The sequence below is a fragment of the Ruegeria sp. C12 genome (genome assembly GCF_056537745.1).
In genome coordinates this window covers 170,334-183,983 of the sequence record NZ_JBQFSA010000011.1, presented here as the reverse complement: position 1 = coordinate 183,983, position 13,650 = coordinate 170,334, and the positions used below count along the sequence as shown (strand labels likewise).

Below are 13,650 nucleotides of genomic sequence, written 5' to 3'. Positions count from 1 at the left end.
GCTCCCGCAACCAGTGTCAGAAAACCCCAACCCAGCCCGTTCAGACTACTATTGATCCACTGGATCAATTGCTTAACGTCTTCACCTCGTCAGGCTCATAACCTGAAGGTCAGAGGTTCAAATCCTACGTCCGAAACCAGCCGAACAAACCCAACCGATTCAAAAAGACAGCCCATCGACCTGTTTAACCAAAGGTTCACAGTGTCAAACCTTTGGCGGCGGCCGGTGATGGCGATTGGGTACCCAACGCGTTTGAGCGAAGGGCAATATCCGATAGATGTATCGTTCTTGGCCCAAAGTGATTTTCTTGGGTTTCCAGAAAATGTCAAAGGTACCGTTTCAATGTGGCCCGGGCTCCGTTCTGCCAAATCTCGGAAAGCCAATCTGAAAATTCCTGAGCGAAACGTTCGTTCAATCCGACCTGACCGTACAAACCGGTTTTAACAATCCACGCCTTTGGGTCGTCTTTGGCGGCAATTGCCGCCCGTTGCAATTCGTCCCACAGGGGGTCGTTGGCTTGAATCTCGGTTCCGTCCTCCCGAATGCCCGCGCACATTCGACACCAGAATGCTTCGGCAAGGGCCAAACCGGAAATAGACGCGCCTTCCCCAAGCGCGTCCAGAAGGGACGGCAACAGGAACTCGGGGTGGCGAGAGGATCCGTCAAAGGCAACGCGGCGCGTTGTGTCCTGGATGGTCGGGTTTGCAAAGCGGCGCCCGATCAGGGTCAGATAATCAGTGGGGGTGAGGCCGGGGACCGGTTTGACATGGGGCACAATGCATTCTGACTGTACTTTCCGGAAAAACCCGGCAAGATCAGGATCTTTCATGCAATCTGCAATTGTCGGAACGCTTAATATCTCTGCGACATTGGCAAGCAATTGGTGGCCACCATTCAGGATTCTGAGCTTCATGGCCTCATAGGTATGAACGTCGTTTGTTATGGTAACACCAACCTCTTCCAATGGTGGTCGGCCTGCACAAAATGCGTCCTCAATGACCCATTGGCGAAACCGTTCGTGGGTGACCGGGGCTTTGTCATCGACACCCAGATCGTGACACATTGAAATGACTTCATCCCGGGTGACCGGGACGATGCAATCCACCATCGAATCCGGAAAAGCGCCCTGTTGGTCGATCCAATCGGCAAGATCCGGGTCCGACAATTTGGCCAGCCCAATGACGCAGGACCTGAGTATTGCGCCATTGCCCTTGAGGTTGTCGCAACTCAGTGCGGTGAACGGGCGCGTCCCGGCGTCCCGGCGGTGTTTCAGGGCCGCGACCAGCGCTCCGAACACCGTCCGGGGTTGGTTTGGGTTTTGCGCGTCATGTTGGATATCGTTATGTGTTGTGTCAAAATCCCCTGTTTTAGGGTCTTGATAGTAACCGCCTTCCGTCACCGTCAACGACACGATGCGGATCGCCGGATCCGACATCTGTCGGATCAGAGCACTGTTCCCCTCTTCAATTGGCAGATAGTCGATCATCGGGGCGATGACCTCGGCCGAGATGCCTGAAGGGTCGAGCTCGATCAGGGTTGTCAGGCAATCCTGGGCCATCAGCTTTTCACGCATCTCGGCGTCATAGGGTCGAACGCCCGCGCCGATGATCGCCCAGTCATTCGCCCTGCCCATTTGCATCAGCTGATGGATGTACCAGGCCTGATGGGCCCGGTGGAAATTGCCCAAACCGATATGCACAATGCCGGGTGTTAGGTCTTCGGGCCTGTACCGAGGGGTTTTGACCTCGACCGGTAGATCCGCCAAGGCAGATCGGCGCAGTTTGATCGGCATGTGTGTTTCCGAGCGCGGGTCCATCAGCTCATCCAGTTTCCGCCATCGACGTTATAGGTTTGGGCCACGATGTACTCGGCCTCGTCCGAGGCCAGAAAGACGGCCATGCCGGTCAGATCCCCGGCGTGGCCCATGCGGCCATAGGGGACCGCCGCCGCAACCTCGCGCTTCTTCTGGCCGGGCGCTTTGCCTTCGTATCTGGCGAAGAAGGCATCGACACCGTCCCAATGTTCACCGTCCACAACCCCGGGGGCGATGGCGTTTACGTTGATCCCGTGCTGGATCAGGTTCAGCCCTGCGGATTGAGTCAGCGAGATCACCGCAGCCTTGCTGGCGCAATAGACGGCGACCAGAGGTTCCCCGCGCCGTCCGGCTTGCGAGGCCATATTGATGATCCGACCTTTGACGTCGTTTTTGATCATGTGCCGCGCCACCGCCTGCAACGTGAACAGGGTGCCCGCCACGTTGATGTCAAAGACGCGCTGGTAGTCGGCGCGATCAATCTCGGTGATTGGCGCGGCGGTAAAAATGGCTGCGTTGTTGATGAGAATGTCGATGGTGCCGAACCGGTCGGCGGTTTGGTCAATTGCGGTCTCAATACTGGCCTGATCAGTGACATCCATTTCCACCGCCAAGGCCGCTGATCCAATCAGTGCGGCCGCATCTTTGGCGCGGGCAATATCGATATCGGCAATGGCAACCTGCGCGCCCTCGGCCACATAGGCTTGGGCAAAAGCCAGCCCGATCCCGCGGGCGGCCCCCGTAATCAGCGCGGTTTTGCCCTTCAGGCGCGTCATTCGATCCGCAGCCCCTGTTGATCAAACCGGTGAATGACGTCGGCGCGTGGGGTCAGGTGGATGCGATCCCCGTGGCGGAATCCAACCTCGCCATCCGCGCGGACGGTGATGGTTTCGGCCAGACCGGTTTCGTGGATGTGGAAGAACGTGTCGGACCCAAGATGTTCCGACACGCCGACAACACCGGACCATGTGCCTTCGGTGTCGGACACTGCGATGTGTTCCGGGCGAATGCCGATGGTCTGCGCGCCGTGTTTTGCGGCCTCGTCCCCTTCGATGAAATTCATCTTGGGTGAGCCGATGAAACCCGCGACGAACAGGTTGCGCGGGGTTCGATAGAGTTCCAGTGGAGAGCCGACCTGCTCGATAACGCCTGCTTGCAGCACGACGATCTTATCCGCCATGGTCATCGCTTCGACCTGATCATGGGTTACGTAGATCATCGTGGTCGCAAGGCGCTCGTGCAATTCGCTGATCTCCAGCCGCATTCCGACGCGCAACGCTGCGTCGAGGTTCGACAGTGGTTCGTCGAACAGGAACGCCGCCGGTTCCCGCACAATCGCGCGCCCGATCGCGACCCGCTGACGTTGGCCGCCGGACAACTGGCCGGGGCGGCGGTCCAGATAGTCGGTCAGGTTCAGAACGCCCGCCGCGCCTTCGACACGCTTGTCGATCTCGGCCTGATCCAGCTTTGCCATACGCAATGGGAACGCGATGTTCTTGCGCACGGTCATATGCGGATACAGAGCATAGGATTGGAAAACCATCGCCAGCCCGCGTTTGGCGGGTGGCACGTCCGTTGCATCCGACCCGTCAATGTCGATGGAGCCGCTGGTGATGTCTTCCAGCCCCGCGATCAGGCGCAACAGGGTGGACTTACCGCAGCCCGAGGGGCCGACGAAGACGGTGAACTCGCCATCTTCGATGGTCAGGTCCAGCGGGGGAATGACCTGAACGTCGCCGAAGCTTTTGGTCACGGACTTGAGTTGGATACGTCCCATACGTCGTCTTCCTTATTTCACAGCGCCGAAAGTCAGGCCGCGGACAAGTTGTTTCTGGCTGAACCAGCCAAGGATCAGGATTGGTGCAATCGCCATGGTCGAGGCTGCGCTGAGCTTGGCAAAGAACAGGCCCTCGGGGCTGGAATAGCTGGCGATGAAGGCGGTCAGAGGCGCGGCATCGACGGCGGTCAGGTTGAGGGTCCAGAACGCCTCGTTCCACGCCAGGATAAAGTTCAGCAACACGGTCGAGGCGATGCCGGGAATGGCCATGGGCGTCAGCACATAGAGGATTTCCTCTTTCAACGTCGCCCCGTCCATCCGCGCGGCTTCCAGAATCTCACCCGGAATTTCGCGGAAATAGGTGTACAGCATCCAGACAATGATCGGCAGGTTGATCAGCATTAGCACGACGACCAGCCCTCCGCGCGTGTCCAGCAGGCCCAGCCGGATGAACAGCAGGTAGATCGGATAGAGAACGCCAACCGCAGGCAGCATCTTGGTGGACAGCATCCACAGCAGGATGTCCTTGGTGCGCTTCGAGGGCACAAAGGCCATTGCCCAGGCTGCGGGCACTGCAATGATCACGCCCAGAATGGTTGAACCCCCCGCGATGATGACCGAGTTCCACAGGAACCGCATGTAATCCGAGCGTTCCTGCACGATGGCATAGTTCTCCAGCGTCCAGTTGAAGTTCAGAAACAGGGGCGGGCTGGCAATTGCCTGCGCCTCGGTCTTGAAACTGGTCAGGATGGTCCACAGGATCGGGAAGAAGATCAGCAACCCAACAGCCCAGGCAAGGGCGGTGTTCAGTGTTTTACGGCGGGGTGTGACGGCGCGGGCCATGGTCTTACCTCCTCACGCGTCCAGGTTTTTGCCGACGATACGCATCAGGAAGATGGCAACGATATTGGCAAGGATGATGGCGTAGACACCTCCGGCTGATCCGAGGCCAACGTTCTGGCTTTCCAGCACGCGCTGGAAAATCAGGTAGGTGAGTGTGCGGGTGCCGAACGCGCCGCCGGTGGTCACGAAAATCTCGGCGAAGATCGACAGCAGAAAGATCGTCTGGATCAGGATCACGATGGTGATCGCGCGGCTGAGATGCGGCAGGACGATGTGGTAAAAGCGTTTCAGCACCGGCGCACCGTCCATTTCAGCCGCTTCCAGCTGCTCACTGTCCAGCGACTGGATCGCGGTCAGCAGGATCAGCGTTGCAAAGGGCAGCCATTGCCATGAGACGATCATGATGATCGAGGTCATCGAAGCCTCGGACAGCCATGAAATCGGCTCGGCCCCGAAAAAGCGCCACAGATGCGCCAACAGGCCGTTCACCGGATCCATGAACATGTTCTTCCAGACCAAAGCGGAGACGGTGGGCATCACAAAGAAGGGCGCGATCACCAGAATGCGGACAACGCCTTGCCCCCACATCGGCTGGTCCAACAGCATCGCCAGCAGGACACCCAGAATGACCGTGATCACCAACACGCCGCCGACAATCAACAGCGTCGCCTGAACCGCAGGCCAGAAGGAACTGGAGGAAACGAACCGGATGTAGTTGTCGAACCCGACCCAACCCAGATCACCACCGCGCAGGGGCAGGTATTTCTTGAAGGAGAAATACAGGGTCATCGTCAGAGGCACGAGCATCCAGCCAAGCAGCAGGACCACTGCGGGTGCCATCATCAGGCGGGCAACGGATCGGGAATGTTGGGTTGCCATGGCGCAAGACCTCTCTGTTCAGGCATAGGGCTAGCCTGCGAGAAAAACACGAGTTGTGAAAGTGGGGAGCGGGGGACAGGCACCTGTCCCCCACTGGGAGGGAGGCCTCAGTACCCTGCGGCTTCCATCTCTTCGGTGGTGAAGGCCTGCGCTTTGGCAAGGGCTTCGTCCACGGTTTGCTGACCGGCATAAACCGCCGAGAATTCCTGGCTGACCTGCGTGGCGATGCCTGCAAACTCAGGAATGGCGACAAACTGGATGCCGGTATAGGGCGTCGGCTGGGCGCAGCAGTTCTGCGGATCCGCCGCAAGGATCGACTTCAGCGTCATCTGCGCGAAAGGGATGTCCTTGTAGTTGTCGTTTTCATAAAGCGAGGTCCGCGCACCCGGAGGCACATTGGCCCAGCCTTCGTTCTCGGCCACCAGCTCGATATAATCCTTCGAGGTCGCCCATTCGATGAACTGCTTCGCGGCGTCTTCCTGCTGCGTGCCAGCCGGAATGGCCAGTGCCCAGGCCCAGAGCCAGTTGGCGCGCTTATCAACGCCTTCTGAATTTGGTGCCAGCGCAAAGCCGACCTTGTCCGCCACGGTTGAATCGTCGGGGTTGGTCACGAATGATGCGGCAACGGTCGCGTCGATCCACATCCCGCACTTGCCCTGCTGGAACAGTGACAGGTTTTCGTTGAATCCGTTGGTGGCATAACCCGCAGGACCGGATTCATTCATCATATCGACAAAGAATGTCAGTGCTTCTTTCCACTCGGGCTGATCGAACTGGGGCTTCCAGTTTTCATCGAACCAGCGCGCACCGAATGAGTTCCCGGTTACGGTGATAAAGGCACCGCCTTCACCCCAGCCCGCCTTACCGCGCAGGCAGATGCCGTTGATGTCATTGTCCCGGTCCGTCATCGCCGCCGCAGCTTCGCGGATGAATTGCCAGGTGGGCGCTTCGGGCATTTCCAGACCGGCAGCCTCCATCAGGTCGGTGCGATACATGATCATCGAGCTTTCGCCATAAAACGGCGCGGCATAAAGCGTGCCGTCGTTGCTCAGCCCGCCTGCCATGGCGGGCAGCAGGTCGCCCACATCGTAGTCATCGGACATGCCATCCAGCGGCACCAGCCAGCCATTTGCGCCCCAGATGGGCGTTTCGTACATGCCGATTGTCATGATGTCGAACTGGCCACCCTTGGTGGTGATGTCCGTGGTTACGCGCTGACGCAGCACGTTTTCTTCCAGCGTCACCCATTCCACATCAATGCCGGTCGCTTCGGTGAAATTGTCGGTGTAGCCCTGCATCCGGATCATGTCGCCATTGTTGACGGTGGCGATCGTTATGGTTTGCGCATGGGCCGCGGCCGTGGCGACGAAAGTCAGTGCAGTCGCCGCACGAAGTGCGTTCTTAAAATACATCCCTGTCCTCCCTGAGCTTGGATGTCATGCAGGAAGGGTAGTCGGTAAATTATCGCGGCGTCAATAAAAACTTTACGCGCGTTAAAGTTTGGCGATCATGCAGACTCCCGCAATACAAGCCGGGCCGGGAACAGGGTTTCCCTCCGGCTGTCAAATTTCCCCCCACTTTCAATGAGTTCGAACAGTGTTTCGACACTGCGCCCCGCGACATTGTCATAGTCATGCGCCGCCGTGGTCAAAGACGGGCAGGTGAATTTTGCAAAGGGATGATCGTCGTTCGAGGCGACCCTCAAGCTGCAATCGTCTTTGCGACCAACCCGAATCCCCTGCTCGTAACAGGCGGCAAGAAACCCGATTGCCAGGCGGTCATTGCTGCACAGAACCGAGTTTGTTTTCAGCGCGCCGTCCTCCAGAACTTTCAACGCGCCCCGATGCCCGATCTCTTCAAACGCCCAGCCTTCACCGTCGATCCTGATCACATGGGGGTCGAACCCCAGGCGCTCCATCACCTCGACATAGGCTTTGCGCCGCTTGTTGGCGTTGGGGTTTGCGGGTGTCCGCATCTCGAAGAAAGATGGCGGCTCGCCAGTGCGGGTCATGTATTCCACGGTCTGCGAGACAAAGCTGAAATTGTCTGATCCGATAAAGGCCGCACCCAGCCCCTCGATATTGCTGTCGAACAGGACCGTCGGCACATTCTTGCAGAACTTTTCAATCGCCGACCGGTCCGAGTCGCGCCCCAAGGGCGCAAGCAACACACCCGCCGGTTTCAGCGAGCGCAGGCTGTCCAGAATCTCGACCTCAAGTTTCTGTTCACCATGCGAGCTGAACAGCGAAGGCCGATAGCCTGCGGCGATGCAGCTTTGTTCCAGATAGCGTGCGATCTCGGCAAAGAACGGGTCGGCAAGGTAGGGGACCACGATGCCGATATTCTTGGTCAGTTTCCGGTTCTGATTGATCGCGAAGATATTGGGGCGGTAGTCGAACCTCTCCAGCGCTTCTTCGATGCGGGCGCGGGTGGTTGGGCGGACGCTGTCAGGATCATGGAAGTATTTGGAAACGGTCGGCCGGGATATTCCGCTGAGGGCCGCGAATTCTTCCATATTCCTGATTTTGGTCATTCTACCCTGCCTGCACCCGGAGAGCTGTCTTGATTTGCGCTATCTTTACATAATCTTTGCGCGCGATAACAATCAAGGGTCAGGCAGCCGCGTTTGTTCAGGCAAGGATCGCTTCGATCCGATCCAGGGTCGCCTGATTTACCGCGACGCCCTGCTCGGCAGCGTTGCGGCGTTTCGCCTGACGGCCATCGCCGGGCAGATGCGCGCCGTCTTGCGCGCGAATGGCGTGGACAAGCGCCTCAATCCGGTCGGCAAACGCCCCACCGGATGTCGCGCCGGGATCGATGGCCAGAAACATCTGGCCGGTGCGGGGCGGGCCGCCTGCGGTGCCCGAGAAAGGCGACGCGTCGATCCCCAGGGTCGCGCCGGTCATGGCGGCAGCCAGGACTTCGGTCAGCAGCGAAACTCCGACGCCTTTATACCCGCCTGACGGGGCCATCGAGCCTTTGAGCCCCACATTAGGGTCTGTTGTCGGATTTCCCTCGCTATCCAGCGCCCAACCTACGGGGATCGGTTTGCCTTCGCGCGCGTGTTTCATCACTTCGGATTTGGCGATTGTGCTGGCGGATTGATCGATCAGCAAGGCAGGCTGGCCGTCTGGTCCGGGTGCAGCGACAGAGAACGGGTTGGTCCCGACCACCGGCTTCGCCCCGCCCGACGGCGCAATGGACGCGGGCGCGTTGGTAAAGCCCAGTCCCAGCAGCCCGGCCTGTGCCAGCCGGTAGGTGTGATAGCCCAGAACCCCGCAATTATAGCTGTTCTTGATGGCCAGCGCGGCAATCCCGTGTTCCTTGGCCAAAGGGATCAGCCTTTTGAACCCCGCATCGATGGCCGAATGGGCAAAGCCGGTGGCCGCGTCAACTGCGATCACGCCCGGGCGTGGCTGGTCCACAACCGGTGTGGCCTGCCCATCCACCTTGCCGCATTGCACATGCTCGCAATAGATCGGGATATAGGCCAGCCCGTGGCTGGCAACGCCGTCGGCTTCGGTTGCGGCGGTGGCAACAGCCAGGGGTCGGGCGTTGGCCTCGGACGTTCCAGCGGCCACCAATGCGTGCAGGGCCAGATCTTCGATTTCGGCCAGTGTCAGGGTCTTGGTTTGCATCATCAACTCACTCGGTCAGTCATTGTCAGTTGTCCCGGCACCTGCGCCGCGCGCGCGGCTTTCCTCGGTCGCCGGGGCATAGGTTCGATGGGCCAGCGCGTTCAGTGCCTGCCAATCGCGCGGCAGTGGCGCGGCGCGGGTTGCATGGGCGCGGGCTGTGGTCAAAACGCCGCCGCTTGCGATGGTTACGGTCTCGGACCGGTCAGGAAATCCCTGCGCCAACTCCAGTGACCTGCCATTTGTCACCGCCACCACGCCGCCGCATTTCACAGTGACACACGCTTTGATCAGGCGGGCGGCGTTGGCTGCAAAGGGCAGGATCATAAGCGGAGTGCTGACAGCGGGAATGGTGACGGTTTCGGTGGTCAGAACGCGCGCCCGATCCGACAGGGACACGCCCTTGATCAGTGTTTGCGCCCCGGTCTCCAGATCAGTGGTCAGAGCACCGACCCCGTCCAGACCCTGAGCGCACAACCAGCGGCAGGCCTTTGCCGCCTCGTCCGCCAGCCCCCAGGGTTGGCCCGCCCCACGGGTCGCCCGCTTGGCGATGGTTTCCACCTCATTCAACGACAGGGTCATGCGGACGGCTCGGGATAGACCCACAGGTCGGCATTGTCCGGCGTCAGATCGGGCGGATAAGGGGCCCCGGCATACATGACCACGCGCACCCACCGGTCCGAGCGGGGATCAAACCGGGTTACGCCAAAAAAGGACAGTTTGGCGCGCAGCATGTCAATCGGCACCACGTCGGCCCCGATCGTGTTCGAGCGGATCTCGCCATAGGGCGCTGAGCGTGTGATCTGGGCGCGCCGGACGCTTTGGCGATGTTCGGGGTGGTGGGCGAGGGTGTCTGCCACCGGGCTGTGCGGGTCCGCTGTTACAAGCACGGCCAACGCTGCCGTGGCATCACGGGCCGGGGCCAGCGGTTGTTCGTAGGCTTCTATCGGTTCCTCGAACCGTTCGCCTAACCTTGGTTCCAGCTTCTCTTCCGAGATATACCACGCCCTTGCGCAGTTCTCGGGCGCGGTCCAGTCCCGATCCAGCAAGGGGCCGAAATTCCGACGCAACAGGTTGGACACCTCAGCCACAGGCATGGACCCATCCAGCACAAAGGGCCCGCTGTGATCGGACATTGTGGTCGCCAGATCATCGACCAGATCGCCATGCGGCTCCAGAATCAAGGAGGCGACAAGCTCTTGCCCTTCAGCGCTGAGCGTTTGGTCCGTCCAAATCATGAGATTATTCCAAGGCGTCGCGCCCGACAGCCCTGTATCTTCCAAATAAGACCCAAGCGCGGCCAGATCGTCCGTCAGGTGCTGAAGCTTGACGATCTGGATCGGGTGTTCAGATCGCCATGTCGCCACAAGCTGTTCGCACCTGTTGACCAGATCGCGAAACAGGTCGATCTGTTCAGGCGAGGCGGGCAGGTCGCGCACCCGCGCAATGGCGGTTTCGCGGGCCACAATCCAATTGTTCAGCAAAACCGGATGGTTGACCAGATAGGGGGCCATGCCCAGCCCGGTCGAATTGCCGATGCCGATCTGCCGCGCAAGACCTTCGTCCAAACGCGCGGCCCTGTCGCCGCCGCGCACCTGTGCCATATGCTCGACCAGATCGCGTACGAACCAGCGGGTCAGGTAGACCGACAGCATCTCGGCCTGAAACGGCGACTGCATCTCGGGCCGGTTGGCAATCACCTCGCGGTCGGCGGCCCCCAGCTTGCCCGAGCCGTAAACAGCGGTAGTGCGCATCAGATACCCGACCGCCTCAAGCTGGTTCGCATCCGGCTGGCGGCCATTGGACAGGCAGTCCACCACATGTTCCCACAACCGGACCGAGCGGTTGGCGCGGCTGACCGAAATCTCACGTTCAGTGACCCGGCCCGCTTCTTGCAGGGGCACGTTTTGCGACAGGCGCTCGATGTCATGGGGCTCGGGCACGCCGTCAAACAGGGTGAATGTCGTGTCCCATGCGGTCGCAATCACCCGGTCCGAGCGCATGTGGTCCGGCAGATCATGGGCGAATGCCACCAGCGAATAGGCGCGCTCCGGCCCTTGCGCGGTATAAACGGCGTGACCCACGCCCTGTGCGTCGATCTCAAAAACCGGGCGTGAGAATTCCCAGCTTTCCCGAGCCATCCGGCGGGTCAGCTGCCGCATGAAGCTGAGCCGGCATTGATGCAGCGACCCCAGCCGTTCCAGAGTCATGATCTTCTCGGGTGGGCGCAGCTCAGCCATCTGGTTGCACCTGCGACGTGAAATTTTCAGCGAAGAAGCGATACCAGTTGCCGCCCATCACGGCGGCGACATCCGAGTCATCCATGCCGGTTGCGCGCAGGCCGGATTCGATGTTGCCAAAGTCGCGATTGTCCCGGAACCAGTCTGGCATGGGCGGAAACCCCGGCGCAGCGGCCGAGCCTTCGCCATAGTCGATCTCTTTGCTCCACCGTCCCACGCGCATCCATTCCACAATGCTGTCGGGCTGATCCTGACACAGATCCGTGCCGATCCCCAAATGCTCGATGCCAAACCTGTCCGCCGTGCGCGCGATCATCTCGCAGAACTCCTGCAGCGAGCAGCCCGAGCCGCCCTTCAGGTGATGAGGGTAGATCGAAAAGCCGAACATGCCGCCATTTTCTGTCACTGCACGGATGACATCGTCGCGCTTGTTGCGCAAAGCAGGATGCCAGTCGTGGGGGTTGGCGTGGGTGATGGCGATGGGGCGGGTGGAATGATCGGCGGCTTCGATGGTCGAGCGATCCCCGGAATGGCTCATGTCGATCACCAGCCCCACGCGGTTCATTTCGCGCACGACCTGCTTGCCCATTCGGGTAAGGCCGGTGTCTTCGGCCTCATAACAGCCGGTCGCCAGAAGGGACTGGTTGTTATAGGTCAGCTGCATGAACCGCGCGCCCAAGGTGTGCACGATTTCCACCAGGCCAATATCGTCTTCGATGGGTGAGGGGTTCTGGAAGCCGAAGAACACCGCCGTGCGCCCGGTTGCACGGGCGCGGTCGATATCTGCGGCGGTCAGCCCCTTCATGATCAGATCCGGATACTGCTCGAACCAGCGGTTCCAGCGTTCGAAGTTCAGGACGGTTTCGCGAAAGCTCTCATGGTAGGCGATGGTGACGTGGATCGCATCGACCCCGCCTTCGCGAAGCTGCCGGAAAATCTTTTCCGACCAGTTGGCATATTGCAGCCCGTCTATTCTGAGGGTGGGCCGCATCAGACGGGGCCTGCGCTTATGTAGGCGGTTTTGACCGTGGTGTAGAACTCGGCCGCGGCCTTGCCTTGTTCGCGCGGTCCGTAGGAACTGTCGCCGCGCCCGCCAAACGGCACGTGATAGTCGGTGCCCGCTGTCGGCAGGTTCACCGTGACCACACCGGTGCGCGCATTGCGGCGGAAATGCGTGGCCCGCGCCAGCGAGCGGGTCACGATGCCCGAGGTCAGGCCGAAATTGGTGTCGTTGACGACGCTCAGCGCCTCGTCATAGCTGCCGACCTTGATGACGCTGGTCAGGGGGGCGAACATCTCTTCACGGTTTATCGCCATGTCATTGGTGGTGTTCAGGAACACGCCGGGGCTCATGTAGAACCCGTCATGCGGCATATCCAGACCTGCGCCGCCACAGGCCAGCTCGGCCCCTTCGGATTTGCCCAGATCGACATAGGCCAGATTTTCGTTCAACTGCTGCTGGCTGACGACGGGCCCCATCTGTACGCCCTCTTCCAGCGCGTGGCCAACCTTCATCGCCTGCGCACCGGCGACCAGTTTCTCGACAAATGCATCATGGATGTTGGCGTGGACCACCAGCCGGGATGAGGCAGTGCATTTCTGTCCTGTGCCACCAAAGGCCCCGCCCAGTGCCAGCGTGACGGCCAGATCCAGATCGGCATCGTCCATAACCGCCAGCGCGTTCTTGGACCCCATCTCCATCTGCACTTTGGTCAGGTTCTGGATTGCAGCGGCGGCGATCCCCTTGCCCACGGGAACCGAGCCGGTGAAGGAAATCGCGTCGATCAGCGGGCTTTCCACCAGACGCTGACCAATCGTGCCGCCCGAACCCATGATCAGGCTGAACAGACCTTTGGGGATATCCTGCCGCGCGATGATCTCGGTCAGCGCGACCGCCGATGCCGGGGTCACATTCGCCGGTTTCCATACGACCGCGTTGCCATAGCACAGCGCAGGCGCGATCTTCCACGAGGCGGTCGCGGTCGGGAAGTTCCAGGGGCTTATGATCGCAACGGTGCCTACGGGCTCGCGGCGCACGTCAATCTCAATATCTGGGCGCACGGAATCGGCGTTTTCCCCGATCTGGCGCAGGCATTCGGCGGCGTAGTAGGTGAAGAACTGACCGGCGCGATAGACTTCGCCCTTGCCCTCGGCCAGCGGTTTGCCTTCTTCACGGCTCAGCAATGTGCCCAGCTCTTCTGCGCGGGACATCATTTCGGTGCCGATGGCGTTCAGCACGGCCTGTTTCCGCTCCAGCCCATAAGCCGCCCATTCGGCCTGAGCCGCGCAGGCGCGGGTCAGGGTGGCGTCCAGCTGATCCGATGTCGCCTGAGCGTACAGGCCGATCAGGTCGGTTACATCCGACGGGTTGCGGTTTTCAATCTCGGTATCACCCGCCAGCCATTCGCCAGCGATAAGGTTCTTGTGGGTCACGGAAAGCCTCGGGAAGGGTTTGAGCAAGGT

General features: G+C 60.3%; 12 protein-coding genes. All 12 read right to left on the bottom strand.

The genetic code is table 11. From position 1 onward, the window contains the following. Positions 1 to 325: 325 nt before the first annotated feature. The 12 genes from ACR0C9_RS20315 to ACR0C9_RS20260 all read right to left on the bottom strand — a co-directional run bounded on the left by ACR0C9_RS20315 (position 326) and on the right by ACR0C9_RS20260 (position 13,620). Positions 326 to 1,792, bottom strand: a complete 1,467-nt coding sequence (locus tag ACR0C9_RS20315; protein WP_480781908.1) for a mannitol dehydrogenase family protein — start codon at positions 1,790 to 1,792, stop codon at positions 326 to 328. A 23-nt stretch (positions 1,793 to 1,815) separates the two neighbouring features. Beyond that, positions 1,816 to 2,589, bottom strand: a complete 774-nt coding sequence (locus tag ACR0C9_RS20310) for an L-iditol 2-dehydrogenase (RefSeq protein WP_170634608.1) — start codon at positions 2,587 to 2,589, stop codon at positions 1,816 to 1,818. Beyond that, positions 2,586 to 3,590 carry an ABC transporter ATP-binding protein gene (locus tag ACR0C9_RS20305; protein ID WP_170455971.1) on the bottom strand — a complete coding sequence of 335 codons (1,005 nt, stop codon included), beginning with the start codon at positions 3,588 to 3,590 and terminating at the stop codon, positions 2,586 to 2,588. The genes ACR0C9_RS20310 and ACR0C9_RS20305 overlap by 4 nt, the downstream gene beginning before the upstream one ends. Positions 3,591 to 3,602: 12 nt before the next feature. Further along, complete coding sequence (locus tag ACR0C9_RS20300) at positions 3,603 to 4,433, bottom strand: carbohydrate ABC transporter permease (protein ID WP_170455969.1); 831 nt, start codon at positions 4,431 to 4,433, stop codon at positions 3,603 to 3,605. 12 nt (positions 4,434 to 4,445) lie between these two features. Continuing rightward, positions 4,446 to 5,312 carry a carbohydrate ABC transporter permease gene (locus ACR0C9_RS20295; protein WP_170455967.1) on the bottom strand — a complete coding sequence of 289 codons (867 nt, stop codon included), beginning with the start codon at positions 5,310 to 5,312 and terminating at the stop codon, positions 4,446 to 4,448. Positions 5,313 to 5,419: 107 nt separating this feature from the next. Continuing rightward, the gene (locus tag ACR0C9_RS20290) at positions 5,420 to 6,724 is read right to left on the bottom strand and encodes an ABC transporter substrate-binding protein (protein WP_170455965.1); all 1,305 of its coding nucleotides are present in this window, start codon (positions 6,722 to 6,724) and stop codon (positions 5,420 to 5,422) included. A gap of 95 nt (positions 6,725 to 6,819) precedes the next feature. Beyond that, entirely contained in the window at positions 6,820 to 7,845 is a 1,026-nt protein-coding gene (locus ACR0C9_RS20285) for a LacI family DNA-binding transcriptional regulator (RefSeq protein WP_170455962.1), read from the bottom strand. 97 nt (positions 7,846 to 7,942) lie between these two features. Further along, positions 7,943 to 8,953, bottom strand: coding sequence for an Ldh family oxidoreductase (locus ACR0C9_RS20280; protein ID WP_170624800.1), 1,011 nt, complete (start codon positions 8,951 to 8,953; stop codon positions 7,943 to 7,945). Positions 8,954 to 8,965: 12 nt separating this feature from the next. Beyond that, complete coding sequence (locus tag ACR0C9_RS20275; protein ID WP_170624799.1) at positions 8,966 to 9,529, bottom strand: DUF3726 domain-containing protein; 564 nt, start codon at positions 9,527 to 9,529, stop codon at positions 8,966 to 8,968. Beyond that, on the bottom strand, positions 9,526 to 11,187 hold the full coding sequence (locus tag ACR0C9_RS20270) for a hypothetical protein (RefSeq protein ID WP_170624798.1): 1,662 nt from the start codon (positions 11,185 to 11,187) through the stop codon (positions 9,526 to 9,528). The genes ACR0C9_RS20275 and ACR0C9_RS20270 overlap by 4 nt, the downstream gene beginning before the upstream one ends. Beyond that, entirely contained in the window at positions 11,180 to 12,178 is a 999-nt protein-coding gene (locus ACR0C9_RS20265) for a membrane dipeptidase (RefSeq protein ID WP_170624797.1), read from the bottom strand. Before ACR0C9_RS20265 ends, ACR0C9_RS20270 begins: the two co-directional genes overlap by 8 nt. Beyond that, the gene (locus tag ACR0C9_RS20260) at positions 12,178 to 13,620 is read right to left on the bottom strand and encodes an aldehyde dehydrogenase family protein (RefSeq protein WP_170624796.1); all 1,443 of its coding nucleotides are present in this window, start codon (positions 13,618 to 13,620) and stop codon (positions 12,178 to 12,180) included. The genes ACR0C9_RS20265 and ACR0C9_RS20260 overlap by 1 nt, the downstream gene beginning before the upstream one ends. Positions 13,621 to 13,650: the final 30 nt, after the last annotated feature.

Bases quoted from the DNA above. Each gene is read 5' to 3' on its own strand.
- ACR0C9_RS20315 (WP_480781908.1), bottom strand. From the start codon at position 1,792: ATGCCGATCAAACTGCGCCGATCTGCCTTGGCGGATCTACCGGTCGAG.
- ACR0C9_RS20310 (WP_170634608.1), bottom strand. From the start codon at position 2,589: ATGACGCGCCTGAAGGGCAAAACCGCGCTGATTACGGGGGCCGCCCGC.
- ACR0C9_RS20305 (WP_170455971.1), bottom strand. From the start codon at position 3,590: ATGGGACGTATCCAACTCAAGTCCGTGACCAAAAGCTTCGGCGACGTT.
- ACR0C9_RS20300 (WP_170455969.1), bottom strand. From the start codon at position 4,433: ATGGCCCGCGCCGTCACACCCCGCCGTAAAACACTGAACACCGCCCTT.
- ACR0C9_RS20295 (WP_170455967.1), bottom strand. From the start codon at position 5,312: ATGGCAACCCAACATTCCCGATCCGTTGCCCGCCTGATGATGGCACCC.
- ACR0C9_RS20290 (WP_170455965.1), bottom strand. From the start codon at position 6,724: ATGTATTTTAAGAACGCACTTCGTGCGGCGACTGCACTGACTTTCGTC.
- ACR0C9_RS20285 (WP_170455962.1), bottom strand. From the start codon at position 7,845: ATGACCAAAATCAGGAATATGGAAGAATTCGCGGCCCTCAGCGGAATA.
- ACR0C9_RS20280 (WP_170624800.1), bottom strand. From the start codon at position 8,953: ATGATGCAAACCAAGACCCTGACACTGGCCGAAATCGAAGATCTGGCC.
- ACR0C9_RS20275 (WP_170624799.1), bottom strand. From the start codon at position 9,529: ATGACCCTGTCGTTGAATGAGGTGGAAACCATCGCCAAGCGGGCGACC.
- ACR0C9_RS20270 (WP_170624798.1), bottom strand. From the start codon at position 11,187: ATGGCTGAGCTGCGCCCACCCGAGAAGATCATGACTCTGGAACGGCTG.
- ACR0C9_RS20265 (WP_170624797.1), bottom strand. From the start codon at position 12,178: ATGCGGCCCACCCTCAGAATAGACGGGCTGCAATATGCCAACTGGTCG.